The organism is Cupriavidus sp. KK10 (assembly GCF_018223725.1).
Taxonomy (GTDB): Bacteria; Pseudomonadota; Gammaproteobacteria; order Burkholderiales; family Burkholderiaceae; genus Cupriavidus; species Cupriavidus necator.
Window position 1 is genome coordinate 2,850,660 of record NZ_CP073677.1, and the last position, 25,632, is coordinate 2,876,291.

The following is a 25,632-nucleotide window of genomic DNA, read 5'->3' on the forward strand; positions in this document are numbered from 1 at the left end:
ACCATCATGTTCCTGGTGAGCAATGACATGACCGCCACCCTGCCCGCACGCAGTTCGCTGCGGCTGGTGGCGGGCCCCGGCGAACACGTCGCCGTGCGCTGCACCGAAGGCGAGCTCTGGCTGATCCGCGACGGCGACCCGAAGGACACGGCGCTGACGGCCAGCGAATGCTTTACGTTGTCCGACAGCGGCCATATCGAGCTGTATGCCGTCACCACGGCATCGCTGCACGTAACGCGCTGCCGGCAAGGCGCCGGGCCGGCAGCGGGCGCCTGGCGGCAATGGCTGCGGCGCTTGCTGGCGCCGCATGGGCGCGGCTATACCGGTGCAGGCCGGTGACAGGTGGAGCTGGACACCCTCGCCCTGCCAGCCCTGGCGCGAATGCGCGGTCGTGGTGGGGTGCAATGCTTGGCGGTTAATTGCGCTTTTTGCGTTGCGCGGCGGCCGGCGCCCCGGCCACCGCTGCGCCAGGTTCAGGACGGGTCGCCGCGCAGCATCTCGCGCAGCCGGAATTTCTGGATTTTCCCGGCGGGCGTGGCCGGCAGTGCGTCCCGCACCACGAGCTTCTCGGGGATGTACTGCAGCGCCATCTTCTGCGCCTTGAGCCAGTCCACCATCGCCGCCTGGTCGAACGCCTGGCCGGCGCGCGGCACGACAAAGGCGCAGGCGCGCTCGCCCAGCCGTTCATCCGGGTAGGCGACGATAGCCACCTGCGACACCGCGGGATGGCGGTACAGCAGGGTCTCGACCTCGAGCACGGGGATGTTCTCGCCGCCGCGGATGATCACGTCCTTGCTGCGCCCGGCGATGCGCAGGTAGCCGTGCGCATCGAGCCGCGCCAGGTCGCCGGTGTCGAACCAGCCATCGGCATCGGTGCTGTTCAGATGTGGCCGCTTCAGGTAACCGCCGAAGTTGGAACACGCCCGCACCAGCAGGCGGCCGGTCTCCCCGGTGGGCACGTCGGCATCGGCGCCGTCCACCACCCTCACCTCCACGCCCGGCAGCGGGCGACCATCGGTGGTCGATGCGCGCGCGTCGGGATCGTCCGGCAGCGTGGTGGTGACCGCGCCGTTCTCCGACATGCCCCACGCCGACACGATCGTGGCGCCCAGCGCCAGGCGCGCGCTCTCCACCAGCGCGCCCGGGATCGGCGCGCCGGCGCACAGGAAGGTGCGCAGGCTTGGCACGGGCGTGCCGGACTCCGACACCACGCGGGCAAGGTCCGTCAGGAACGGTGTCGATCCCATGGTGAAGGTCACGCCTTCCTCGCGGATCAGCGCGGCCGCGCGCGCCGGGTCCCAGATGTCCTGCAGCACCGCATGCGCGCCCAGCATCACCGGCATCATCAGTCCGTACATGAAGCCAGTCTGGTGCGCCATCGGCGAGGCCATCAGCACCACATCGTCGACCGTCAGGCGCAGCCGATCGGCATAGGCAACGATATTGGAGAACAGCGTGTTGGCGCTATGCATCACGCCCTTGGGCTCGCCGGTGGTGCCGGAGGTGTAGATCAGTTGCGTGACGTCGTCAGCGCCCGGGCGGCCGCGCAGCAGGATGTCCGGCGCATCGGGCTCATCCTCCCAGCGCGGACCGCTGAGCAATGCGTCGAAGCTGTCCGCTCCAGCGCCGCCCGTGACAACGACGTGGCGCAGCGCCGGCAATACGTCGCGCAAGCCCTGCACCATCTGCGCATGCCCGAAGCCCCGGAAACCCTGCGGCACCACCATCACCTTGCATTGCGCATGCGCCAGCATGAACGACAACTCGCGCTCGCGGAAGATCGGCATCAACGGGTTGAGCACCGCGCCCAGCCGTGCGCACGCCAGGTACAGCACCGTCAGGTGCCAGCCGTTGGGCAACTGGCAGGACACGACATCCTGCGCACCGACGCCGAGGCGGCTCAGCCCCACCGCCACCCGGTCGGCCATCCGGTCCAGCTCGGACCAGGTAAAGCGGGCCACGGTGCCGCTGTCGAGGCTTACCGCAGTCAGGGCCGGCGCGTCGGGCCGGCCGCTCACGCAGGCGGCAAGGTAGTCGTTGACGGTGCGGTCGTGCCAGTGGCCTGCCGCCACGCTGGCGGCTCGGCGGGGCGCAATCAGTACGGCGTCGAAATCCATGGCTTGTCTCCTCGTTATGCGATGCCGCGTGCGAGCGCGGCTTCAGGCCGGCACAGCTTCGCGCCCGGCGCGTCCGCGGGCAATGATGGTCTTCATGATCTGCGCGGTGCCGTCGCCGATCTGGAAGCCGAGCACATCGCGCAGCCGCTGCTCCATCACGCCGCGGTCATAGCCGCCGTGGCCGAAGGACAGCAGGCACTGGTGCACCACGTCGTAGGCCAGCTTGGGCGCCCACCACTTGCACATCGCGGCTTCGGCGGTGTGTGGCTGGCCATGGTCCTTCAGCCACAGCGTCTGCAGGCACAGCAGCCGGGCCGCGGTCACCTGGGTCTGGAAATCGGCCAGCGGGTGCGAGACCCCCTGGAAGGCCGAAAGCGGCTTGCCAAAGGCCTGCCGTTCCGCCACGTAGGCCCAGGTCTCGTCCAGCGCAGCCTGCGCCACCGCCAGCACCTGCAGGCCGATCAGCGCGCGCGAGAAGTCGAAGCCCTGCATCACCTGCACGAAGCCCTGGCCTTCCTCGCCCAGCAGGTGGCTGGCCGGCACGCGCACGTTCTCGAAGAAGATCGAGCCGCGGCCGATGGCGCGCTGGCCGTGGCAGTCGAAACGGTTGCGAGTGATGCCAGGCAGGTCCATCGGCACCAGCATGGCTGAGACGCCGCGCGCGCCGGCATCGACCGGGCCGGTGCGGGCAAAGACCACCGCGGCATCGGCTTGGTCCGCGGCGGAGATCGAAGTCTTCTCGCCATTGAGCACATAGGCGTCGCCGTCGCGCTCCATGCGCAGGCGCAGGTTGGCCGCGTCGGAGCCGCCGCGCGGCTCGGTCAGCGCGATCGCCAGCAGCGCTTCGCCGCGCGTGAGCCGCTGCAGCCACGGCCCGCCGATTTCAGGACGCGCGTGCTGTGCCAGGATCTGGCCGTTGAGCGAAGCCAGCAGGTTGATATACGACAGGCTCAGGTCGGCGCGCGCCACCGCTTCATGAATCACGCCGGCCGCGAGCGAGCCCATGCCCTGGCCGCCGCAGGCCTCGGGCAGTTCCGGCGCGATAAAGCCCATCTCGCCCATCTCGCGCATTAGCGCGCGGTCCAGCACGCGGGTCTGGTCCCGCTCCAGGTAGCCAGGCGCCACGCGCGCATCGGCAAAACGGCGCGCATGCTCCGCCAGCGCCATCAGGTCTTCGTCAAGGTAGGGGTTCATGGTTGTCTCCGCTTGGTCGGATGCCAGCGCTTATCTGGCGTACTTGCGGAAGTCGGGCTTGCGCTTTTCCTGGAAGGCCTTCACGCCCTCGCGCGATTCCTCGGTGTCGTAGTAGAGCTTGAGCGCGTACATGCCCATGCCGGCGATACCACCCTGATGCGCGGTGTCCATGTTGAACGAGCGCTTGGCGATGGCGATGGCGGTCGGGCTCTTGTCCAGGATCTCGTCGCACCACTTCTGCACTTCGGCGTCGAGCTGGTCATGCGGCACCACGGCGTTCACCAGCCCCATCGCCAGTGCCTCGGCGGCCGGGTAGCGACGGCACAGGTACCAGATCTCGCGCGCCTTTTTTTCACCGACCACGCGCGCCAGGAAGGCCGTGCCATAGCCCGGGTCGACCGAGCCCACCTTTGGCCCTACCTGACCGAACACGGCCTTTTCAGAGGCGATGGTGAAATCGCAGATCGTGCACAGCACGTTGCCGCCGCCGATGGCAAAGCCCTGCACCCGCGCGATCACCGGCTTGGGCACGTCGCGGATGGCGTTGTGCAGTTCTTCCATCGGCAAGCCGATGGTGCCGCGGCCGTCGTACTGCCCTTCATGCGCGGACTGGTCGCCGCCGGTGCAGAACGCCTTGTCGCCGGCACCCGCCAGCACGATGGCACCGATCTCGCGGTCGTAGCCGGCGCGGTTGATGGCGTGGATCAGCTCGTCGCAGGTGTGGCCGCGGAAGGCGTTCATCTTTTCCGGGCGGTTGATGGTGATCCAGGCGGCGCCGTTGCGCACTTCGTACAGGATGTCTTCGTATTGCATGGTGGTCTCCGTTTTCTGGTGTTTGCTTGCTCAGCCGTTCATGGTCAGGCCGCCCGACACGCTCAGCACCTGGCCGGTGATAAAGCCGGCGTCGTCGCTGGCAAAGAACAGCACCGCGCCGGGCAGGTCGTCGGGCTGGCCGATGCGGCCCAGCGGGATCGAGCGGGTAAAGGCCTCGACCAGCTTCTCGGGGTTGCCCGCGCCCTGCTTGTAGTCTTCGAACAGCGCGGTCTCGGTCGGCCCCGGGCACACCACGTTGACGGTGATGCCGTGGCGAGCGTGTTCGCGGGCAATCGTCTTGGAGAACGACACCAGCCCGCCCTTGCACGCGGCATAGACCGCTTCGCCGGACGAACCCACGCGCGCGGCGTCGGAGGCGATATTGATGATGCGGCCGCGCTTGCGCTCGATCATGCCGGGCAGCACCGCGTGGTGCATGTGCAGCGCGCCGGTCAGGTTGATGGCGATCAGCCGCTCCCATTGCGCGGGCTCGGTCTTGATGAACGGCTTGAACACATCCCAGCCGGCGTTGTTGACCAGCACGTCCACCGGGCCCAGGCCCTGCTCCACCGCCGCCACCGCGGCATCCACGCTGGCGCGCTCGGTGATATCGCAGCGAAGGGCCAGCGCGCGCCCGCCAGCCTCTCGGATCTGGCCGGCGACGCGCTCGGCCGCTTCCGGGTTCAGGTCGAGCACGCCCACCACCGCCCCGGCGCGCGCAAAGCGCAAACAGGTTGCGCCGCCGATACCTCCGCCACCACCGGTCACGATGACCGTCTTGCCTTCAAGTCCTTGCACAGCGTTCTCCTTTCAGGATTCCGGTGCTATCGTGCCGGCCATGGCGCCGTCACATCGCACCACCAAATAGGTAAATATGTTTACCTATAGTAGGAGGTAGCCGCTGCCTACGCAAGACGCCAACACTGTGGAAAAGACTATGGTTAACCCGGAATCAGGGGCAGATTTCCCGACAAACGCACGCATGGAACTGGCCAACCGGCTTTTCTTCCGGTTGTACCAATGCGCAAATATGTTGCATAAAACGGGATCGCGAGCCGTCGAGGCAGAGGGCCTGACGACGCAGCAGTGGGCCGTGCTCGGCGCGTTGTCGCGCCCGGAAGCCGCTGATGGCATGAGCGTGGGCGACCTGGCCCGCTACCTGATGGTGAGCCGGCAGAACCTGTCAGGACTGGTCAGCCGGATGGAACGCGACGGCCACGTCACGCTGGCCCCGGACGGCCGCGACCGCCGCTCACGGTTGATCCGGATGAGCGAGCCGGGACGGGAGGTCTGGCTGCACCAGGCGCAGCCGAAGATCCGGGCTTATTACGAGCAGGCGCTGACGGGGTTTTCTACCAATGACCTGACGCACACACTGCATTACCTGCTCAAGTTGCTGGATAACATGCGCGCGCTTGACACGCCCGACAGCGCGGACGGTGGCAGTCCACAGGACTGAGCCGCACGCAGTATCGCAACTGAAACACACCGGCCGGCCGGAACAGCCGGCCGCGAGCCCGCGGCCCGCATCCTGGCCTGCCGCGCCGACTGGCGCGCAATATGCGTTGGCATGAAGTTGCTCAGACGTCGCGAGCATCAACGGCGAAGCGCCATGCCATTCGCGCCTCGCCACGCCCCGAAGCCCTGAACCACTGCCCCGGCCGTTTGCGCCGTGCACACCGCCGGGACGGCGACCAATCCAACCATAACCGGAGGTCCCGCCATGACCCGCTACATCGTGCTAGCCAGCTTCACCGACCAGGGCATCCGCACTGTCAAGGACACCACCAAGCGCGCCGCCGCGGTGCGCGAGATGGGGGCGCGCCTGGGCGTGCAGATGAAAGACATCTACTGGACGCTGGGCGAATACGACATCGTGCTCACCGTCGAAGCGCCCGACGACGAGACCATGACCAGCTTCGGGCTGACCATCGGCGCGGCCGGCAACGTACGCACCCAAACCCTGCGCGCCTTCAACAGCGACGAGATGCAGGGCATTCTCGGCAAGATGGGCTGACCCCTGCCCCAGAAACGCACAACGCCCGCCGGGGCCATCCCGGCGGGCGTTGTTGTTTGCCGAGCGCAGCCCGCCAGCTCAGAACCCTTCCAGCACCAGCTTGCCGATGGTCCGCCCGCCTTCCAGCATGGCGTGCGCGCGCCGCAGGTTCTCCGCGTTGATGCTCCCCAGGTTCTCGCCCAGCGTGGTCTGCAGGCGGCCGGCATCGACCAGCCGCGCGACCTCGTTAAGCAGACGATGCTGCGCGACCATGTCGGGCGTGCTGAACATGGCGCGCGTGAACATGAATTCCCAGACGAAGGTGGCGCTCTTGTTCTTGAGCAATTCCACCGGCAACGGCCGCGTATTCGAGACGATCGTGCAGATCTTGCCCTGCGGGGCGACCAGTTCAGTCATCGCCGCGAAATGGCCGTCGATATCGTTGAAGCAGAGGATGTAGTCGACCTCGGCAAAACCCAGCGCCTTCAACTGCGCCGGCAGGTCGCCACGATGGTCAACGGTATGGTCGGCGCCAAGGCGGCGGCACCATTCCTGCGACTCGGGCCGCGACGCGGTGGCGATCACGGTCAGCCCGGCCAGCACCTTGGCCAACTGGATGCCGATCGAGCCCACGCCGCCCGCGCCGCCGATGATCAGCACCGAGCGGCCGGCGTGATCCCCCTTGGGCGAAATGCCCAGCCGGTCGAACAGAGCCTCCCAGGCGGTGATCGCCGTCAGCGGCAGCGCCGCCGCGTTGGCGAAATCCAGCGAGGCGGGCTTGTGGCCGACGATGCGCTCATCGACCAGGTGGAATTCGGCGTTGGCACCGGACCGCGTGATGCTGCCCGCGTAGTAGACCGGGTCGCCGACCTTGAACAGGGTCACCTCCGGCCCCACCGCCGCCACAGTGCCGGCCGCGTCCCAGCCCAGCACGCGCGGCGTGGGCTCTACCTGCGCCTTGGGCGCGCGCACCTTGGTGTCGACCGGGTTGACCGAGACGGCCTCAACCTTCACCAGCAGGTCGCGGCCGCCGGGGCTGGGCATGTCGATCTCCACGTCCTGCAGCGAACGCGGGTCGGAGATGGGCAGGTACTGGGTCAGGCCGATGGCTTTCATGGCGGGCTCCGGGATGTGTAGGGAATGATCTGAAGCGTAGCCCGTCACGATTGATTTGATTAGCTGAAAACCACAACAATCAATTTCCCGAAATTCAGGATAATCACCCAACAAAAAAGGCCGCCTGCGCTACCCGCGCAGACGGCCCCGTCAGGTCTTGCCGTTGCCCTACACCGCCAGGATCTGCCCGCCGCCGTAGCTCGACTGCTCCGGCGCCTCGCCGCCCAGAGCCATCTTCACCGCGCAGTACTTGAACTCCGGGATCTTGCCGAAGGGGTCCAGCGCCGCATTGGTCAGCTTGTTGATCGCCGCCTCGTAATAGCAGAACGGCACGAACACCGCCCCGCGCGGCGTGCCGGCGTCGGCCCGCGCGTACAGCGTGACTTCGCCGCGGCGCGATGCCAGCGTGACCACGTCGCCCGGCTTGCCGCCCAGCGCGTCCAGGTCCAGCGGGTGCACCAGCGCCACGGGGTCGGGCTCGATCGCATCGAGCACGCCGGCGCGCCGCGTCATGCTGCCGGTGTGCCAGTGCTCGAGCTGGCGGCCGGTGATCAGCACCATCGGGTAGCCGACATCGGGCCGCTCGGCCGCCGGGATGATATCGGCCGGCACAAAGCGCCCACGGCCGGTCTCGGTCGGGAAGCTGTCGATAAAGATCACCGGTTCGCCCGGGTCGCCCTCTTCCTTGCACGGATAAGTCACAGCATGTTCGCGCTCCAGCCGCTCCCAGGTCACGCCGCCGATGCTGGGCATGGCCTGGCGCATCTCATCGAAGACCTCGGCCACGCCGTCGTAGTGCCAGTCCAGCCCCAGTTGCTCCGCCATCTGCTGGATGATCCACAGGTCCTGGCGCGCCTGCCCCGGCGGGTTCAGCGCCTGGCGGCCGAGCTGAACGGTGCGGTCGGTGTTGGTGAAGGTGCCGGTCTTCTCCGGGAAGGCCGAGGCCGGCAGCACCACGTCGGCCAGGTAGGCGGTCTCGGTCAGGAAGATGTCCTGCACCACCAGGTGGTCGAGCGAGGCCAGCGCCTCGCGCGCGTGCTCGGCGTCGGGATCGGACATGGCCGGGTTCTCACCCATGATGTACATGCCGCGCACCTCGCCGCGCTCGATCGCCTGCATCACTTCGACTACGGTCAGGCCGGGCTGGCGGTCCAGCGGCATGCCCCACAGCGCCTCGAAGCTGGCGATCGCCACGGGATCGTCCACGCGGCGGTAGTCCGGGTACATCATCGGGATCAGTCCGGCGTCGGACGCGCCCTGCACGTTGTTCTGGCCGCGCAGCGGATGCAGGCCGGTGCCGGGACGGCCGATCTGGCCGGTCATCAGCGCCAGCGCGATCAGGCAGCGCGCGTTGTCGGTGCCGTGCACGTGCTGCGACACGCCCATGCCCCACAGGATCATCGAGGCCTTGGACGTGGCATACAGACGCGCGACCTCGCGGATGACCTCGGCCTCGATGCCGCACACTGGCGCCATCAGTTCCGGGCTGTACGCCGCGACATTGCGCTGCAGCTCGTCAAAGCCGATGGTGCGGCTGTCGATGAAGTCCTGGTTCACCAGGCCCTCGGTGACGATGACATGCATCATCGCGTTGAGCAGCGCCACGTCGGCATCGGGCTTGAACTGCATGAAGCGATGGGCAAAGCGCGCCAGGTCCGAGCGGCGCGGATCGGCCACGATCAGCTTGGTGCCGTTCTTCACCGCATTCTTGATCCAGCTGGCCGCGACCGGGTGGTTCACGGTCGGGTTGGCGCCGATCACGATCACCACCTCGGCCTTGTCGACATCCATCACCGGGTTCGACACCGCGCCCGAGCCGATCCCCTCCAGCAGCGCCGCCACCGACGAGGCATGGCACAGCCGCGTGCAGTGGTCGACGTTGTTGCTGCCAAACCCGGTGCGCACCAGCTTCTGGAACAGGTAGGCCTCTTCATTGCTGCCCTTGGCCGAGCCAAACCCTGCCAGCGCGCGCTTGCCGTGGGTGTCGCGGATCTGCGCGAGCTTGCCGCCGGCCAGCGCCAGGGCCTCTTCCCAGGTGGCCTCGCGGAACACGTCCATGACGTGGTCCGGATCCATGACGAAATCGCCCTGCTTGGGCACGCCTTCGCGGCGCACCAGCGGCACCGTCAGGCGCTGCGGATGCTGCACGTAGTCAAAGCCGTAGCGGCCTTTCACGCACAGCCGCTCGTGGTTGGCCGGGCCATCGCGCCCTTCCACGAACAGGATGCGGTTGTCCTTGATGTTGTAGGTCAGCTGGCAGCCCACGCCACAGTACGGGCAGACCGAGTCCACCTGCTTGTCCGGCACCGCCAGCGCGGCGTCGCGCGCGGGCATCAGCGCGCCGGTCGGGCAGGCCTGCACGCATTCGCCGCAGGCCACGCAGGTCGACGCACCCATCGGGTCGTCCATGTCGAACACGATGCGGGCTTCGTCGCCGCGCAGCGCCAGGCCGATCACGTCGTTGACCTGCTCGTCGCGGCAGGCTCGCAGGCAGCGCGTGCACTGGATGCACGCATCCAGGTTGACGGCGATGGCCGGGTGCGACAAATCCGCCGCCACGCGTTCGCGCGGGGCAAAGCGGGGCTTGCCGACTTCCAGCTTCGCGGCCCACTGGTCCAGTTCGTTGTGGCGGGTGTAGTCAGTCTCGGGCATGTCCGACTGCAGCAGTTCCAGCACGGTGCGCTGCGCACGCAGGGCGCGCTCGGACTCGGTCTGTACCTGCATCCCTTCCGCGGGAAAACGGCAGCAGGACGGAGCCAGCACGCGCTCGCCCTGGATTTCGACCATGCAGGCGCGGCAGTTGCCAGCCGGCTCGAGGCCATCCTTGTAGCACAGGTGCGGGACGTCGAAGCCTTCGCGCTGGGCCACCTTGAGCAGGCTTTCGCCGGGTTGCGCGCTCACTTCGCGGCCATTGAGCGTGAAGGTGACGGCTGGCTCGGCGGATTCGACAAGCGCGCGTTCGGCGCGGGTCAGTGCATTCATGTCAGTCTCTCAGGCCAGTTCGTGCGGGAAGTACTTGATGACGCAGTCGACCGGATTGGGCGCGGCTTGCCCCAGCCCGCAGATCGATGCATCGCGCATCACCGCGGACAGGTCATCCAGCGCCGACAGGTCCCACTTGGGCTGGCGGATCAGGTCGAGCGCCTTGGCGGTGCCGGTGCGGCACGGTGTGCATTGCCCGCAGGACTCGTGCTTGAAGAAGTGCATCAGGTTGCGCGCTGCCTGCGTGGCGCTGTCCTGGTCGGACAGGATCACCACCGCGGCCGAGCCGATAAAGCAGCCGTAGGGCTGCAGCGTGTCGAAGTCCAGCGGGATATTGCCCATCGATGCTGGCAGGATGCCGCCAGAGGCGCCACCCGGCAGGTAACCGTAGAACGCATGGCCGTCAAGCATGCCGCCGCAGTATTCGTCGATCAGTTCGCGCACCGTGATACCCGCCGGCGCCAGATGCACGCCGGGCCGTTTCACCCGGCCGGAGACCGAGAACGAACGCAGCCCCTTGCGGCCATTGCGCCCCTGCGAGGCAAACCACTCGGCGCCCTTCTCGATGATGTCGCGCACCCAGTACAGGGTCTCGAAGTTGTGCTCCAGCGTGGGCCGGCCGAACAGGCCCACCTGCGCCACATAGGGCGGGCGCAGCCGCGGCATGCCGCGCTTGCCTTCGATCGACTCGATCATGGCCGACTCTTCGCCGCAGATATAGGCGCCCGCGCCGCGGCGCAGTTCGATCGTCGGCAAGCCGGGGATTGGCGGGTCTTGCTGCAGCCGCCGCAGTTCTTCGGCCAGCAGCGCGCGGCAGCCAGCGTATTCGTCGCGCAGGTAGATATAGATCGCTGACACGTTGACCACCGTCGCCGCGATCAGCATGCCCTCCAGAAACCGGTGCGGATCGCGCTCCAGGTAGACGCGGTCCTTGAAGGTGCCGGGCTCGCCCTCGTCGATGTTGACGGCCATCAGCCGGGGCGCGGGCTCGTTCTGCACGATGCGCCACTTGCGCCCGGTCGGGAAGCCCGCGCCGCCCAGCCCGCGCAGGCCGGAGTCCTCCATCGTGCACAGCACGGCGGCCGGTTCCAGGTCGCCGCTGGCGAGGAACTTCAGCAAGGCATAGCCGCCGTCCTTCTGGTAAGCGTCGTAGCCGATATAAGGCTCGGGCGCATGGCGCACGGCCTTTGCCTGCACGGCGGCGTCGATGGCCTCGGCCGTGGCAGCATCGACCGGATTCTGCCCGACCAGCGCCGCGGGCGCCTTTTCGCAGCGGCCGATGCAGGGCGCGGCCACCACGCGCACTTCAGTGCCGAGCACCGCGGGCAGCTTGTCGATCAGCGCCTGCGCGCCCGCCAGCTCGCAGGCAATGCCTTCGCATACGCGCACGGTCAGCGCCGGCGACGGCGCGATCTGGCCGTCGGCGTCCTCGCGCACCACGTCGAAGTGGTGGTAGAAGGTGGCGACTTCATAGACCTCGGTCATCGACAGCCGCAGTTCGCTGGCCAGCGCCACCAGGTGCGGCATCGCCAACTGGCCGTAGCGGTCGTTGATGCAGTGCAGGTGTTCGATCAGCAGGTCGCGCCGGCGGGGCATGTCGCCCAGCGCCACGCGCACTTCGGCCAGCGCGGCCGCGTCTACCTGCCTGCCCTTGGGCTGGCGGCGCTTGCGCTGCCGGCCGAGCCCCGTCGCCTCGAGTGGAATGACAACCTGGTTCATGGCGTGCCTGGATTCTGTTTGTGGGGTTCCGATGTGCAATCAGGAAGGCGCCCGGCGGGCCGCCCTCCTGTCGCGCTTTGTAGTTGTCGTATTGTGCTACCGGGCGCGGCGTCTGTGCAGGCATCGCAGCCGCCACGTCCGGGTCCTGCCGGCGCCGGGGGGCGCCGTACTGCTTTCTTTATCAGGTCAGGTCTTCCGGCACGGTACGGTAGCCCATCGGTGCCGATGCATTGGCATGCACATATTTACGGGCATGCGCCTCGCGCATCGGCTTGAGCACGAACAGCGCCATTACCGCGGTCAATGCCGCCATGGCGGAGGCCACCATGAAGACCGCATGCCAGCTGCCCGTGACAGTGGTGATCACGCTGGAGAACGGCACCAGCAGCGCGGCCGTGCCCTTGGCGGTGTACAGCAGGCCCGCGTTGGTGGCGGCAAACTTCGGCCCGAAGGTGTCGCCGCAGGTGGCAGGGAACAGGCTGTAGATCTCACCCCAAGCAAAGAACACCACGCCTGTCAGCACCACGAAGGCAACCGGATGGTGGCCGTACTTGGACAGCAGCAGGATGCCGATGGCCTCGACCCCGAAGGCAAAGAACATTGTGCGTTCACGGCCGATATGATCGGAGATCCAGCCGAAGAACGGGCGCGTCAGGCCATTGAGCACGCGGTCGATGGTCAGTGCGAAGGTCAGCGCCGGCAAGGTCAGGCCGAGGATCGAGATCGGGGCGTCGTGCAGGCCGAAGTCCTTGGCGATCGGGCCGAGCTGGGCGGTGGCCATGAGGCCGCCGGCGGCCATCATCACGAACATCGCGTACATGACCCAGAAGATCGGCGACTTCAGCACCTCGCGCGGCGAAGCATTGTAGGTTGCGGCAGCCTTCAGCGTGGACTTGACCTCGCTCAGGACCTTGGCCGACGGCGGGTACAGGGCCATGCCCAGGATGAACACGATCAGGCCCTGGCCAAGACCGAACCACAGGAACGCGGCCTCATAGCCCGAAGTCTTGATCATGTTGGCAATGGGCACCACGGTCAGCGCGGAGCCCGCACCGAAACCGGCTGCGGTAATCCCCGCTGCCAGGCCCCGGCGATTGGGAAACCATTTCAGCGCGTTGCCCACGCAGGTGCCATACACCGCGCCCGCGCCAAGGCCGCCGATAGCCGCCGCGAAGTAAAGCATGGGCAGCGAGGACGCCACCGAGTTCAGGGCCCACGCAATCGCGCACAGCAGGCCACCGCCCACCACCACCGGGCGCGGGCCGTACTTGTCGACCAGGTAGCCTTCAATCGGCACCAGCCAGGTTTCCGTCACGACGAAGATGGTGAAGGCCACCTGGATCGCGGTGCGGCCCCAGTGGTACTTGTCGTCGATCGGGTTGACGAACAGCGTCCAGCCGTATTGCATGTTGGCGATCATCGCCATGCAGATCACGCCGAATACCAGTTGCACCCACGGCGACGCAAAGCGCGACGTGGACTCCCTCTGCTGCAATTCCATGATGTCTCCTTATAGCGGCTTGCCGCCAAGGTGGAAGATGGGCGCCTGTAGACGCCTCTGCGTGACTCTCAGTCAAAGAACAGCTGAGCCGTTCTAGTGCTATACGGTATGTGATATATCAGGTAAGTCAAGCGTATTCGTCGCGGCCCTGCAGCATGAGACCGCGGCGAGCGACACCTGGCTGGCCGTTGCTGCAGTGCGACTGGTGCGCACACTGCATCAATGGCCGGTCCGACAGCATCCCGAGTCGTTGGAAATCAAGCAGTTGCCATGCATCGGCGCATCAATCCGCCGACTGCTGGCACCCGCAAGAATGCCGGGGATCGCGCGTGGGAAAAACCGGGAAAACGATGAGTTGGGGAAAGTCCCTAGATGCATACATTAATGTATTGCACCGCATGTATGGCCTTGGGAACGATGCCTGAGGAGGCGCTGCAGGCATGGCAGGGAGCTGCCGGATTGGGAAAGGCGGCGCAAGACAAGGGTTGCGCGGGGCGATCGCTAGCAGCGATCGGGAGGAAGGTGGTGGCGGCCGCAGGTTCGCGCGGAACCCTGCCCTGGCTCGCGGCGAATGCCGCAGGTCAGGAATCAACCGAGGTACTGCCACAAGGGATGCCGGCCGCTACAACCCTTGCCAGATGCGCTGTTCAGCGCGAAAGGCGCATGGCCCCTGCGCGCATTAAGCGTAAGCCAGTTCACCGGCAGCGGGCACGATGCGCGACGGGCTGGCACGGCCAACGCCATCGCTTTCCTGGTTCGAGCCCAGGCCGGCGAAGCGACCATGCTCCTGCGCGGTCACCAGCACGTCCATCGGCAGGCGCGTGGCCAGCAGCGTGGTCACGCCGACACCGGCAGCAATCAGGCCTAGGCCAAGAGCGAAGAGAAGAGCGACTTCCATTTGAAAACTCCAATAGCGTTGTGGTCAGGAGTTTTCATTATATGCTGCGCTGCACTATGTGTAAATATCCTGTATGTGATATATCAGTAGAAGTTTTGCACTAATACAACGAAAGCCGCCCCAATGCCCCCAGAAGAGCCGATGGCCTCACACCGTGGTCGTTTCACGACGCGCCACCGGTGGCTCCTGATACTCCTGGCCACGCAAGGCATCCCAGATTGCTGCGGCATTGGGCTTGAGCGAACGGCTCTTGCGCCGAACCAGCATCACCGTGGAAGTCACCTGCGGACGCAGCGGCCGCATCACTGCCGCTGGATTCATGCCGCCAACCTGGGCACGCGACGGCACCACGCCGATCCCGAGGCCCAGCGCCACCATGCCGAACACCGCCGCAAAGTGCCCAAGCAACTGCAGCGAGCCCGCACGCACGTGATAGCTGCTGAGCGCCTTCTCCACCGCGGGCTGCATGCCGCACTGCTGGTCCAGGGCCAGCACGCGGGCATCGCTCAGGTCGCCCCACCCTACCGCTTCGCGCATGGCCAGCGGATGCTGGGCGGGCAGGACGGCATGGTAGGCATCGACGCACAGCGGTTCACAATAGAGGTCATCGCTTGGCTGCGGATCGGTGGCAATGCCGAAGTCCACCTCGCCGCTGCGCACGCTTTGCAGCACCGACTCCTGCGAGCGGTCCTTCAGGTGAATGGCAATCGCCGGCCACGCTTGCCGGCAGCCGGCCAGCCACGTCGGCACCGACATCGAGCTGAGCACCGGATCCGAGGCGATCTGCACCAGGCCCTGGCACGGACGGCTGGCGCTCTGGCTGTCGCGCAAGGTCTGCTCCACCTCTTCGATCAGGTGGCAGATGCGCTGCGACAGGTGCTGGCCGGCATCAGTCAGTTCCACCTGGCGCGTGGTACGGTCGAACAGGCGCTGGTCGATCTCATCTTCCAGCTCACGCACGCTGCGGCTGACCGCGGATTGCGTCAGGCCCAGTTCAACCGAGGCACGCGTAAAGCTCTTGTGCCGCGCTACCGCGGCGAAGGCCTTCAGTTGGGGGAGCGAGATATTCATGACCTGCCCCCCTGCCCTGCACCGGCGTGGCTGAGACGGAGCCTGTCTTCAGGCATGGCGGGGTGTCGCGTTGCACGCACCATTGCGTTCAGTCCGGTCACGGTAGTCTCCTTGTGTTTTTTTGTCGTGGCTGTAGGCAGCCATCGTTGTTATCGGCCATGCTTGTGGCCATTGGCGGACTCCTGGCGCAAGCCGGAGGGCCGGATTCGGGGGGCATGCCAATCCGACGATTGATGCTACTTGAATCTAAGATCAGCACTGCATAAAGTTTTTTATCGTTTATATAGTCAATCGCTTATATATCGCACGGGACGAGGATGAGGAACGCCACGCTGCGGCAACTGAAGGTCTTTGAGACCGTTGCCCGCCATATGAGCTTTTCACGCGCTGCCGAGGAACTGCACCTGACCCAGCCCGCGGTATCGACCCAGGTGCGGCAGCTGGAGCACCATGTGGGGCTGCCCCTGTTCGAGCAGTTGGGCAAGAAGATCTACCTGACCCCGGCTGGCCATGAGATGCTGCATTACAGCCGCAGCATCATCCAGCAGTTCCGCGAGGCCGAAGACGCCATGTCCCAGCTCAAGGGCATCTCCGGCGGCCGGCTCAACGTGGCGGTGATCAGCGCCGGCGACTATTTCTTTCCGCGCCTGCTGGCCGAGTTCATGAACCGCCATGAAGGCGTGACGCTGAACCTTGCCGTGCATAACCGCGAGGAATTGCTGCACCAGCTGGCCGGCAACCTGACCGACCTGGCGGTGATGGTGCGTCCGCCCGAAGGCATGGACACCATCAACGAGGTCTTCGCCCCGCACCCCTATGTCATCGTGGCTGCGCCCACCCACCCGCTGGTGGGCCAGCGCAATATCCCGCTGGCGGCGCTGACTGACGAAGCCTTCGTTTCACGCGAGAAAGGCTCGGATACCTGGAATTCGATGCAGGAAGGCTTTGCTGGAAAGCTGTCCAATATGCGCATTGCGATGGAGATCAAAAGCACGGAGACCATCAAGCAGGCGGTGATCGCCAACATGGGCATCGCCTTCCTGTCGGCGCATACGGTGGGGCTGGAGCTGCAGGCCGGCAAGCTCGCGGTGCTGGACATCGACGGCTTCCCGGTCATGCTCAACTGGTACGTGGTGCACCGCAAGAACAAGCGGCTGCCGCCGGTAGCGCTCGCTTTCAAGCAGTTCCTGATGGAAGACGGCGCGGCACTGATCCAGCGCATCACCGGCGTGGAAGGTTTGATCAGCCAGAATGCATAAACGATTGATTATGGTTTTGCTATGAAACTTTAATTATCGTAAATTATTCCGGGTCCCTATGCTTGTCTCAACCCAACCGCTACCGCGCATTTCAGGAGACGAGCATGAACCAGGTCCAACAGGAAAGCCGCCAAGCTGCCGTCACGGTCGGCACCGATAACCAACCCATTCCGCGCGACACCCAGCTCGCCGCCTACAACGCCGCGTTTATCGAGTTGGGCCTGCGCTTCCGCTGGGACGCCGAGATGTATGAATGGCTGTGCGGCATCGAATGCGAGAAGGCGCGCGTGGCCCGCTATATCGAAGAACACCACGCGCACCTGCTGGCCGCCTATGACGCCGCCTTTCTGAGCGCGCTGATCTTCGAGAAGAAGAACGAATACCTGCGCGCGGTCGGTCATCTCAACTGAGGGGGCCGGTCAGTTCACGGCGAGGCGCGCGAGCGGCCTCGCTTTTTTGCCTGGCCCGCATGTCCCTCAGGCGAGGTCACCATGCCTGCGCACCGCGCAGTCGTCGTAAGATTCGGCATCAACACTCACGCGCCCGGCGCTTGCCCGGCTTGCCACCCGTTTCATGCCGACCCGACGCACCGACGAAGAATTTGCCCACGAACTGACCCGGCTGCTGAGCACCGAAGGCGTGTCGTCGCTGACCATCGGCGAGATTGCCCAACGCATGCGCTGCTCGCGGCGGCGCCTGTACGAAATCGCGCCGACCAAGGAAGCGCTGTTCGTCGGCATCTGCCGCGACGTGCTTGCTGACAACCTGGAAAGGGGCTTTGCCGCGGCGCACCGCGAAAGCGATGCGGCGCGGGCAGTGTCCGCCTACCTGCATGCCGCGCTCCACACATCGGGACTGAGCAAGGCGGCGCTTGCGGACCTGGATGCGATCGACAGCGGCCGGGCGGTATTCGACGACTACCAACTGGCGCGCGTGCGCGGGCTGGAAAGCCTGTTGGACGCAGGCATGCGGCAAGGGCTGATGGCGCAGCACAATCCGCGGCTGGTTTCCGAAGCGATCCTCGGCGCCGCGTACCGGCTGCGCAACCAGCAGTTCCTGAAGGAAACCGGCCTGAAGATGGGCGATGCCTTCAGCGAGTTCTACGAGATCATCCTGAATGGCCTGCTGTGCCGGCCCGAAGCCGGCGCCGGCACCTCTTAGCCGCGCGCCGGCGCGCGGGTCGGCCGGATTGCGTTGAAACGCAAGCGGATTGCCATGGTGGCCTCCTCCATGATTGTTGGTCCGGGCAGGCCGCCGGCCCGCTTGCGGGACCGTGCGGCATGCGGTGAGCGCACTCAGGCCACCTGCCGCTCCTGGCCGCCCCAGTAGCAGCCGCGGATGGCCTTGCGGTCGATCTTGCCCAGCGCGGTCAGCGGCAACTCATCCACGAACACGACCTGCTTGGGCGCGTTGACCACGCCCTTGTGCTGCGTTACGTGGCCGATCACGTCGGCCTCGGTGAGCGTGCCACCTGGCCGCGTCACCACCACGGCGATGACCGCTTCGCCCCACTTGGGGTCGGGGATGCCGATCACCGCGGACATGGCGATGGCCGGGTGCAGCGCCAGGCAATGCTCCACCTCGCTCGGGTACACGTTGAAGCCGCCGCTGATGATCATGTCCTTGGCGCGGTCGACGATGTACAGGAATCCCTCGCTGTCGCAACGGGCCATGTCGCCGGTATGCAGCCAGTCGCCGGCAAAGACCTTGGCGTCTTCCTCGGGCCGGTTCAGGTAGCCCTCCATCACCAGCGGACCGCGCACGCACAGCTCGCCCACCTCGCCCGGCGCGACTTCACGCAGGTCGGGGTCGAGCAGCTTGACCTGGTTGCCCGGGATCACCTTGCCGCACGAGCGCAGGCGCTCGGGGTTGTCCGGATCGTGGTCGCGCTGGCTCAGGTAGCTGATGCACATCGGCACTTCCGCCTGGCCGTACACCTGCCCAAACACCGGGCCGATGCGGCGCAGCGCGTCAGCGAGGCGCACCGGCGCGATCGGCGCCGCGCCGTAGAGCACCAGTTCCAGGCTGGACAGGTCGGCCGCGTCCAGCCCGTCGCAATCGAGCAGGCCATAGATCTGCGTGGGAACCAGGAAGGTCAGGTTGATCCGTTGTTCGGCCACGCGGCGCAGGAAATCGGCGGGACTGAACTTGTCGCACAGGTAAATGGTGCCGCCACGCAGCAGCGTCGGCAGGAACAGGCTGCCGGACGCGTGCGAGATCGGCGTGGTCACCAGGTAGCGGATCTGCTCCGGCCATTCGTAGCTGGCCAGCATGTACTGCAGCACCGTTACCGTGGTCCGGTGCGTATGCAGGATGCCCTTGGAACGGCCGGTGGTGCCGCCGGTATAGGCCAGCCGGCTGATTTCCGTGGGGTCGTCGCCCGGGACCACGGGCGAGCCATCGAACGCAGCCGCCGCACTGGCCAGGCCAGGCCCGAACTCGCCATCGTCCAGCGGCAGGACCTGCAGGCCGGCGCCGGCCGCCAGCACGCGCGCCCGCTCGGTGAAGCGGGCGTTGTCCACCACCAGCGCCCGCACCCCGGCATCCTGCAGCACGAAGGCGTGATCCGCTTCCGACGCCATCGGATGCAGCGACACGTTCTTCAGCCCGGCCAGCTGCGCGGCGATGATGGCGGCGACCGCTTCGGCGCGGTTGCCCACCAGGAAGGCCACGGCATCCTGGCGCGCCAGCCCGCGGGCGGCAAACAGCCGCGCGACGCGCGCGCACTGCTGCGCGAGCGCCTCATAGCTCAGCGTGGTGTCGTCGCCGACGATGGCGGGCACGCCGGGCCGGGCGCGCAGCGAGGCCGCATAAAGCTGGCCCACCGTTGCGCCGCCGTGGACCACCGCAGCGGCCGAAGCTTGACGGGTCATGTTGTCTCCTCGGATCTGTTTTTGTCAGGACTCCCAATGTAGGAGGCATTCGGTACTCAGTCAACGAATCTGGTACCGTAAAAACCAGAATCGGCCACGCCAAAGCGGCGCTGGAAGCGCACGCCGGCCACCTATTCGGGAAAACTCGGGGGACAAACGAGACCTGCGCGGCCGTCCTGGCCAGGCCGCCGCGCTAACAGGAAACGGCCAGGACAGGGCCTGGCCACCGGGCCGCCGCGCTGAGCGGCTGGCCCGGGATCACGGGGAAGGCACGCGCCTCAGGCCTGTTCCTTGACCTGGTTTTCCAGTTCCACCAGCCGCTTCTTCAGCGCCCGCTCCTCCTGGAAGCGCACGGTCTCGTCGCGAATCACGGCGACGATGCCGGTGATGGCGCCCGCGTCATCCTTGAGCAGCGCCACGGTGAAGGCGATTGACATGGACTTGCCGTCCTTGTCGACCGCGGGCACCTTGAGCAGGTCGTGGCCGTAGCGTGTGATGCCCGTCGCCATGGTCTTGTCATAGCCCTCCCAGTGCCGCCCACGCAGGCGCTCAGGGATGATCAGGTCGAGCGACTGGCCCATGGCCTCGGCCTGGGTAAAGCCGAACATGCGCTCGGCGGCGGGGTTCCATAGCGTGATGGCGCCCTTGGCATCGGAGATGATGATGGCGTCGCCGATGGCGGACACCAGTTGCGCGTAGTCGATCTGGTCTGTCATGGGGATTCCCTCGTTATTACCAGGGCCGGTCGGCGCCGGCCTGTCATGGCCATCAAGGTAGCGTGCCTCATGGCCAAGCTGCAAGCAAAAACGCCGGGGCCCGCTATGCGCGAGACCCCGGCGTACGCTCCGGCACAAGTGCCGGCGGGCAGCGTCAGATCACCTGGGACTCGCGCAGGCGCTTGATGTCGTCCGCACCGTAGCCCAGGCCGGCCAGCACTTCATCGCTATGCTCGCCCAGCAGCGGCGACCCGGTGATTTCCGGCTTCATGTCGGAGAACTTGATCGGGCTGCCCACCGTCAGGTAGGTGCCGCGCTCCTTGTGCGGCACCTCGGTGATGCTGCCGCTGGCGCGCAGCGACGGATCATCGGCGATTTCCTTCATCGACAGCACCGGCGAGCACGGGATGTCGAACTTGCGCAGGATGTCCACGGCCTCGTACTTGGTCTTGTCGGCCAGCCATTCCTCGATGGTGTTGAAGATATCGAAGATATGCGGCTGGCGTGCCTTGGCGGTGGCGTAGTTGGGATCTGAAATCCATTCCGGCTTGCCCAGCGCCTTGCAGATCGGCTCCCAGGCATGGCCCTGGATGGTGAAGTAGATATAGGCGTTGGGGTCGGTCTCCCAGCCCTTGCACTTCAGCACCCAGCCCGGCTGGCCGCCGCCGCCCGCGTTGCCGCCGCGCGGCACCACGTCGCTGAAGCTGCCATGCGGATACTGCGGGTACTCTTCCAGGTAGCCCAGGCGGTCCAGGCGCTGCTGGTCGCGCAGCTTGACGCGGCACAGGTTCAGCACCGCATCCTGCATCGACACCGCCACCTTCTGGCCCTTGCCGGTCTTGTCGCGGCCGATCAGCGCGGTCAGGATGCCGATGGCCAGGTGCATGCCGGTGTTGGAATCGCCCAGCGCCGCGGCGGATACCGTCGGCGGGCCGTCCCAAAAACCAGTGGTCGAAGCCGCGCCGCCGGCGCACTGGGCCACGTTCTCATAGACCTTCAGGTCTTCATAGTGGTGGCCGTCGCTGAAGCCCTTGACCGAAGCCACGATCATCTTGGGGTTCAGTTCGTTGATGCGCTCCCACGAGAAGCCCATGCGGTCCAGCGCGCCCGGGCCGAAGTTCTCGACCAGCACGTCCGATTCGCGGATCAGCTGCTCCAGGATCTTCTTGCCTTCCGGCTTCTTGGTATCCAGCGTCAGGCTGCGCTTGTTGGAGTTGAGCATGGTGAAGTACAGCGCATCGACATCCGGGATGTCGCGCAGCTGGGTGCGCGTGACATCGCCGGAACCGGGGCGCTCGACCTTGATCACGTCGGCGCCGAACCAAGCGAGAAGCTGCGTGCAGGCGGGCCCGGCCTGGACGTGCGTGAAGTCGATGATCTTGATGCCGTTGAGCGGGAGGTTCACTTTCGTTCTCCTATTGGATCAGAGGGGTGAAATTCGGGTGAATTACTTCTTGGCCGAGCTTTGCGGATTCAGATTGGTCAGACGACCGCTTTCGGTGCCAGCAGCCGGATCGATGACAGCGTTGACCAGCGTGGGCTTGCCCGAGCGCAGGGCTTCGTTCACCGCAGCTTCGAGTTCCGCCGGCGTGGTGACGTTGTGACCGACGCCACCGAACGCTTCCATCATCTTGTCGTAGCGGGCGCCCGGGACGAATGTCGTGACCGCCGGATCCTTGCCGCCGGTCGGATTCACGTCGATGCCCTTGTAGACGCCGTTGTTGTTGAAAATGACGATGCAGACCGGCAGGTTGTAACGGCAGATCGTCTCGACTTCCATGCCAGAGAAACCGAACGCACTGTCACCGCACAGCGCCAGCACCGGCTTGTTGGTCTCGACCGCCGCGGCGACCGCGTAGCCCATGCCCACGCCCATCACGCCCCAGGTGCCCACGTCCAGGCGCTTGCGCGGCTCGTACATGTCGATCACCGCACGGGCGTAGTCCAGCGTGTTGGCGCCTTCGTTGACAAACGAGATGCCCGGATTGGCCTTGACGACATCCTTCAGCACGCCCAACGCGCCGTGGAAGTTCATCGGCGAGACATCCTTGGACTTAGCCAAGGTCTCGGCCATCTTCGCCAGGTTCGTGTCCCTGCGGTCGGCCACCGCGTTCAGCCACTCGGCGCCCGGCTTGGCAAAGTCATCGCCGACCTTATCGAGGATCGCCGACACGCACGAACCAATGTCACCCACTACCGGCGCGGCGATGGCGACGTTGCTGTCCATCTCGGTCGCCGCGATGTCGATCTGGATGAACTGCTTCGGCTTGCCCCAGGTCTTGCCCTTGCCGTGCGACAGCAGCCAATTCAGGCGGGCGCCGACCAGCAACACCACGTCAGCTTCAGCCAGCACATACGAGCGTGCGGCCGAGGCCGATTGCGGGTGCGTATCGGGCAGCAGGCCCTTGGCCATCGACATCGGCAGGTACGGAATGCCCGTCTTCTCGACCAGCGTGCGGATATCCGCTTCGGCGCGTGCGTACGCGGCACCCTTGCCCAGCAGGATCAGCGGGCGCTTGGCGCTCTTCAGCAGCGCGACGGCACGGTCGACCGAGTCCGGTGCAGGCAGTTGGCGCGGGGCCGGATCCACCACCTTGATCAGCGACTTGCGGCCCTTCTCGGCTTCCATCGACTGGCCCAGCAGCTTGGCCGGCAGGTCCAGGTACACACCGCCCGGACGGCCCGACACGGCGGCACGAATGGCACGTGCGATCCCGACACCAATGTCTTCAGCGTGCAGCACGCGGAAGGCAGCCTTGGCGTGCGGACGGGCGATGGCCAGCTGGTCCATCTCTTCGTAGTCACCCTGCTGCAAATCGACGATCTCGCGCTCGCTCGAGCCGCTGATCAGGATCATCGGGAAGCAGTTGGTGGTCGCATGCGCCAGCGCCGTCAGCCCGTTCAGGAAGCCAGGCGCAGACACGGTCAGGCAGACGCCCGGCTTTTGCGTGAGAAAGCCCGCAATCGCTGCTGCGTTGCCTGCGTTCTGCTCGTGACGGAAGCTGATGACGCGCATGCCGTTGGCCTGCGCCAGACGAGCCAGATCGGTGACCGGAATGCCCGGCAGGCCGTAGATGTTTTCGATGCCATTCAGCTTCAGCGCGTCGATAACCAGATGAAAACCATCGGTTTGTGCCTGATGTTCTTCCGCGGCGTGACGCTGCAACTCGTTTCCGACTTCTGCCATGGTTGCTTCCTTCTATGCAAATTGACTGGGGTTGGAGTTCTCTTATTTCAGGGTGTCTTCCGCGGTGGTGCTCCCGACCCGCTTGGCTGCGACGACTTCGGACATGTCTTGGTCTCCTCGTTGAATTCTTTTCGGGGCGGGGGCTCTCTCGCCTTCTCGCCCTTCACTGTTGCTACACGTTTGCCTTGCGGCGCCCGATCGTTTCCCCTGCTCTTGATGACATACGGTATGTGATATATCAGAACGACGCAAGAGTAATTTCCACTAGTTCTTCAAGTTTCGTCGGTGCAGTGCAGCAATCTTGCAGGTAACTACGGCTAAGTCAGCGCAATTCCTGAAAGGACGCTATTCATGCGCAATCGGCACAGATTCCCGGGCCATGTCGAAGCCTGCGATCTCAGCTGGATTACGCATACAGATATATTACATACCAAAATTCCAGCGACTTTCCGGCCCTCTGGAACACGTTGCCACGCACTGGCGTCCTCCGCGAACACCAGCGCGTCCACTAATAGAAATGATCTGACCTCACTCCGAAGCCCGGCAGACTTCGCCGGGCTCCCCTATCCTTCAGCCTGGGATTACTCCCCCTGACGCGGCGACATGCCAGCCAGGAACGCGGCGTCGGACACGCGCACTGCCTCGGCATGCCCGGTGATAAAGCGCTTGCGCATGGGCGCCAGGAACACCTTGGCCGAGATCCCCGCCGCAATCGTCACCACCGCCGCCACCGAGAACACGGCTCCCCAGCCACCATAGGCCGACAGGATCGATGCCAGCGGCACCACCATCGCCGCCGTGCCCTTCGCCGTGTACAGGGTGCCCGCATTAGCCGCCGCGAACTTGCTGCCGAAGGTATCGGCGCACAAGGCCGGGAAGATCGAGAAGATCTCGCCCCAGAACAGGAAGGTCAGCGCCGCGAAGAACATGAACCAGTACGGGTTGTGCCCCATCTGCATCAGCCCGAGCAGCGCCAGACCTTCGCCGATGAAGATCACGAACATGGTGTTCTCGCGCCCGAACCGGTCCGACAGGAAGCCGCACAGGGGCCGCGTAAAGCCATTGCACAAGTTGTCGATCGACAAGGTCATGGTCAGCAGCGGCAGCGTCATGCCCAGCATCGTCACCGGCATCGAGGCGAAGCCGAAGTCCTTGGCGATGGGCCCGAGCTGGGCCGTCGCCATGATCCCGCCCGCTGCCACGGCCACGAAGCAGACGTAGATCAGCCAGAACACCGGCGTCTTCACCATTTGCCCCGGCGAGAACTCGACCGGATTGGTCAGCACCGCCTTGGCCGCCACCGCGCCCTTGGGCGCCTTGGGCTTCACCAGCAGCAGTGCCAGCACGAAGATGCACACGCCCTGCAGGATGCCGAAGGTCAGGAAGGCCTTTTCATAGCCCGAGCTCTGGATCATGTTGGCGATGGGGATCACCGTGATGGCCGAGCCGGCACCGAAACCCGCCGCCGTCAGCCCCGCTGCCAGGCCGCGCTTGTCCGGGAACCACTTCAGCGCGTTGCCGACGCAGGTCCCGTAGACGCCGCCCGCGCCGATGCCGGCAATCACCGCGGCCGCATACAGCTCCGGCAGCGTGGTCGCATAGGAATTCATCACCCAGGCCAGTCCCGCACAGATGGCCCCGCCCGCCACCACCGGGCGCGGGCCGAACTTGTCCACCAGCCAGCCTTCCAGCGGCACCAGCCAGGTTTCAGTCACGATAAAAATGGAAAATGCCACCTGGATAGCGGACGCGCCCCAGTGATGCTTGGCGTCCATCGGTGACACGAAGAGGGTCCAGCCGTACTGCAAGTTCGCCACCAGCCCCATGCACACCACGCCGATTGCAAGCTGGATCCAACGGTTCTGCAGCCCGCGGCCGTTCACGTTGCCGTGACCGGCCGAGGCCGATGCTTCAAATTGCGCCATCTGTCTTGTCTCCTGGTACCGTTTGTTTGTGCCTCAACGGGCACATCAGGGCTTTGTGGGTTGCCCTTCTCACATCTAGACCGGCGCCTGGCATTGCGGCACATGAAGTCGTGGATTCATGCTACCTGAAGCTTAATTTGACAGGTCTTAAAGTTTTTTATCGTATCTATTCACGATCATTTATATATGACTGACCGGCATGAATCGCCTCGCGGGTTCCATCGCGGCTCGTCCATGGTCCGGCGCCCGACCAGATGCCTTCGAT

The 25,632-nt window shown here is 65.6% G+C and carries 21 protein-coding genes; 6 read left to right on the forward strand and 15 right to left on the reverse strand.

What is annotated here, in order from left to right:
- Positions 1–6 precede the first annotated feature (6 nt).
- Positions 7–339, forward strand: coding sequence for a DUF2917 domain-containing protein (locus KB879_RS13510; protein WP_153953447.1), 333 nt, complete (start codon positions 7–9; stop codon positions 337–339).
- A 134-nt stretch (positions 340–473) separates the two neighbouring features.
- On the opposite strand, the gene aliA is transcribed toward KB879_RS13510, so the two are convergent.
- Genes aliA through badH form a run of 4 tightly spaced genes read right to left on the reverse strand, consistent with a single transcriptional unit; the run spans position 474 to position 4,922 of the window.
- On the reverse strand, positions 474–2,117 hold the full coding sequence (gene aliA, locus KB879_RS13515) for a cyclohexanecarboxylate-CoA ligase (RefSeq protein WP_211981704.1): 1,644 nt from the start codon (positions 2,115–2,117) through the stop codon (positions 474–476).
- A gap of 42 nt (positions 2,118–2,159) precedes the next feature.
- A complete protein-coding gene (gene aliB / locus KB879_RS13520; protein ID WP_013953314.1) occupies positions 2,160–3,311 on the reverse strand; it encodes a cyclohexanecarboxyl-CoA dehydrogenase in 1,152 nt (383 codons plus the stop codon).
- Between the two features lie 30 nt (positions 3,312–3,341).
- On the reverse strand, positions 3,342–4,124 hold the full coding sequence (gene badI / locus KB879_RS13525; RefSeq protein WP_211981707.1) for a 2-ketocyclohexanecarboxyl-CoA hydrolase: 783 nt from the start codon (positions 4,122–4,124) through the stop codon (positions 3,342–3,344).
- Between the two features lie 30 nt (positions 4,125–4,154).
- Positions 4,155–4,922 (reverse strand): 2-hydroxycyclohexanecarboxyl-CoA dehydrogenase, encoded by a 768-nt coding sequence (gene badH, locus KB879_RS13530; protein WP_013953316.1) that lies wholly within the window; start codon positions 4,920–4,922, stop codon positions 4,155–4,157.
- A gap of 139 nt (positions 4,923–5,061) precedes the next feature.
- Here badH and KB879_RS13535 point away from each other — a divergent pair, with 139 nt between their 5' ends.
- Positions 5,062–5,583, forward strand: a complete 522-nt coding sequence (locus KB879_RS13535) for a MarR family winged helix-turn-helix transcriptional regulator (RefSeq protein ID WP_153953446.1) — start codon at positions 5,062–5,064, stop codon at positions 5,581–5,583.
- A 264-nt stretch (positions 5,584–5,847) separates the two neighbouring features.
- Entirely contained in the window at positions 5,848–6,141 is a 294-nt protein-coding gene (locus KB879_RS13540) for a GYD domain-containing protein (protein WP_013953318.1), read from the forward strand.
- 78 nt (positions 6,142–6,219) lie between these two features.
- On the opposite strand, the gene KB879_RS13545 is transcribed toward KB879_RS13540, so the two are convergent.
- The 6 genes from KB879_RS13545 to KB879_RS13570 all read right to left on the reverse strand — a co-directional run bounded on the left by KB879_RS13545 (position 6,220) and on the right by KB879_RS13570 (position 15,407).
- A complete protein-coding gene (locus tag KB879_RS13545; RefSeq protein ID WP_153953445.1) occupies positions 6,220–7,236 on the reverse strand; it encodes a zinc-binding alcohol dehydrogenase family protein in 1,017 nt (338 codons plus the stop codon).
- 168 nt (positions 7,237–7,404) lie between these two features.
- A complete protein-coding gene (gene fdhF / locus KB879_RS13550; RefSeq protein ID WP_211981710.1) occupies positions 7,405–10,218 on the reverse strand; it encodes a formate dehydrogenase subunit alpha in 2,814 nt (937 codons plus the stop codon).
- A gap of 9 nt (positions 10,219–10,227) precedes the next feature.
- Complete coding sequence (locus KB879_RS13555) at positions 10,228–11,937, reverse strand: NADH-ubiquinone oxidoreductase-F iron-sulfur binding region domain-containing protein (RefSeq protein ID WP_153953443.1); 1,710 nt, start codon at positions 11,935–11,937, stop codon at positions 10,228–10,230.
- Between the two features lie 181 nt (positions 11,938–12,118).
- The gene (gene oxlT, locus KB879_RS13560; protein WP_211981712.1) at positions 12,119–13,438 is read right to left on the reverse strand and encodes an oxalate/formate MFS antiporter; all 1,320 of its coding nucleotides are present in this window, start codon (positions 13,436–13,438) and stop codon (positions 12,119–12,121) included.
- A 679-nt stretch (positions 13,439–14,117) separates the two neighbouring features.
- The gene (locus tag KB879_RS13565) at positions 14,118–14,336 is read right to left on the reverse strand and encodes a hypothetical protein (RefSeq protein ID WP_013953323.1); all 219 of its coding nucleotides are present in this window, start codon (positions 14,334–14,336) and stop codon (positions 14,118–14,120) included.
- Positions 14,337–14,483: 147 nt separating this feature from the next.
- Positions 14,484–15,407: a LysR family transcriptional regulator gene (locus tag KB879_RS13570; protein WP_013953324.1), complete on the reverse strand. Its 924-nt coding sequence runs from the start codon at positions 15,405–15,407 to the stop codon at positions 14,484–14,486.
- A gap of 317 nt (positions 15,408–15,724) precedes the next feature.
- On the opposite strand from KB879_RS13570, the gene KB879_RS13575 reads away from it, so the two are divergent.
- From KB879_RS13575 to KB879_RS13585, 3 genes are all read left to right on the forward strand, one after another.
- On the forward strand, positions 15,725–16,666 hold the full coding sequence (locus KB879_RS13575; RefSeq protein ID WP_211981714.1) for a LysR family transcriptional regulator: 942 nt from the start codon (positions 15,725–15,727) through the stop codon (positions 16,664–16,666).
- A 104-nt stretch (positions 16,667–16,770) separates the two neighbouring features.
- Positions 16,771–17,076, forward strand: coding sequence for a hypothetical protein (locus tag KB879_RS13580; protein WP_013953326.1), 306 nt, complete (start codon positions 16,771–16,773; stop codon positions 17,074–17,076).
- A 163-nt stretch (positions 17,077–17,239) separates the two neighbouring features.
- The gene (locus tag KB879_RS13585; protein ID WP_013953327.1) at positions 17,240–17,827 is read left to right on the forward strand and encodes a TetR/AcrR family transcriptional regulator; all 588 of its coding nucleotides are present in this window, start codon (positions 17,240–17,242) and stop codon (positions 17,825–17,827) included.
- 134 nt (positions 17,828–17,961) lie between these two features.
- Here the strand turns inward: KB879_RS13585 and KB879_RS13590 are convergent, their stop codons facing one another.
- The 5 genes from KB879_RS13590 to oxlT (KB879_RS13610) form a co-directional block, all read right to left on the reverse strand.
- On the reverse strand, positions 17,962–19,539 hold the full coding sequence (locus KB879_RS13590; RefSeq protein WP_211981716.1) for an AMP-binding protein: 1,578 nt from the start codon (positions 19,537–19,539) through the stop codon (positions 17,962–17,964).
- A gap of 278 nt (positions 19,540–19,817) precedes the next feature.
- A complete protein-coding gene (locus KB879_RS13595) occupies positions 19,818–20,255 on the reverse strand; it encodes a PAS domain S-box protein (protein ID WP_013953329.1) in 438 nt (145 codons plus the stop codon).
- 154 nt (positions 20,256–20,409) lie between these two features.
- Positions 20,410–21,660 (reverse strand): formyl-CoA transferase, encoded by a 1,251-nt coding sequence (gene frc, locus KB879_RS13600; protein ID WP_013953330.1) that lies wholly within the window; start codon positions 21,658–21,660, stop codon positions 20,410–20,412.
- A 42-nt stretch (positions 21,661–21,702) separates the two neighbouring features.
- Positions 21,703–23,442: an oxalyl-CoA decarboxylase gene (gene oxc / locus KB879_RS13605; protein WP_013953331.1), complete on the reverse strand. Its 1,740-nt coding sequence runs from the start codon at positions 23,440–23,442 to the stop codon at positions 21,703–21,705.
- Positions 23,443–24,023: 581 nt separating this feature from the next.
- Positions 24,024–25,367, reverse strand: a complete 1,344-nt coding sequence (gene oxlT / locus KB879_RS13610; protein WP_013953332.1) for an oxalate/formate MFS antiporter — start codon at positions 25,365–25,367, stop codon at positions 24,024–24,026.
- Between the last annotated feature and the right edge of the window lie 265 nt (positions 25,368–25,632).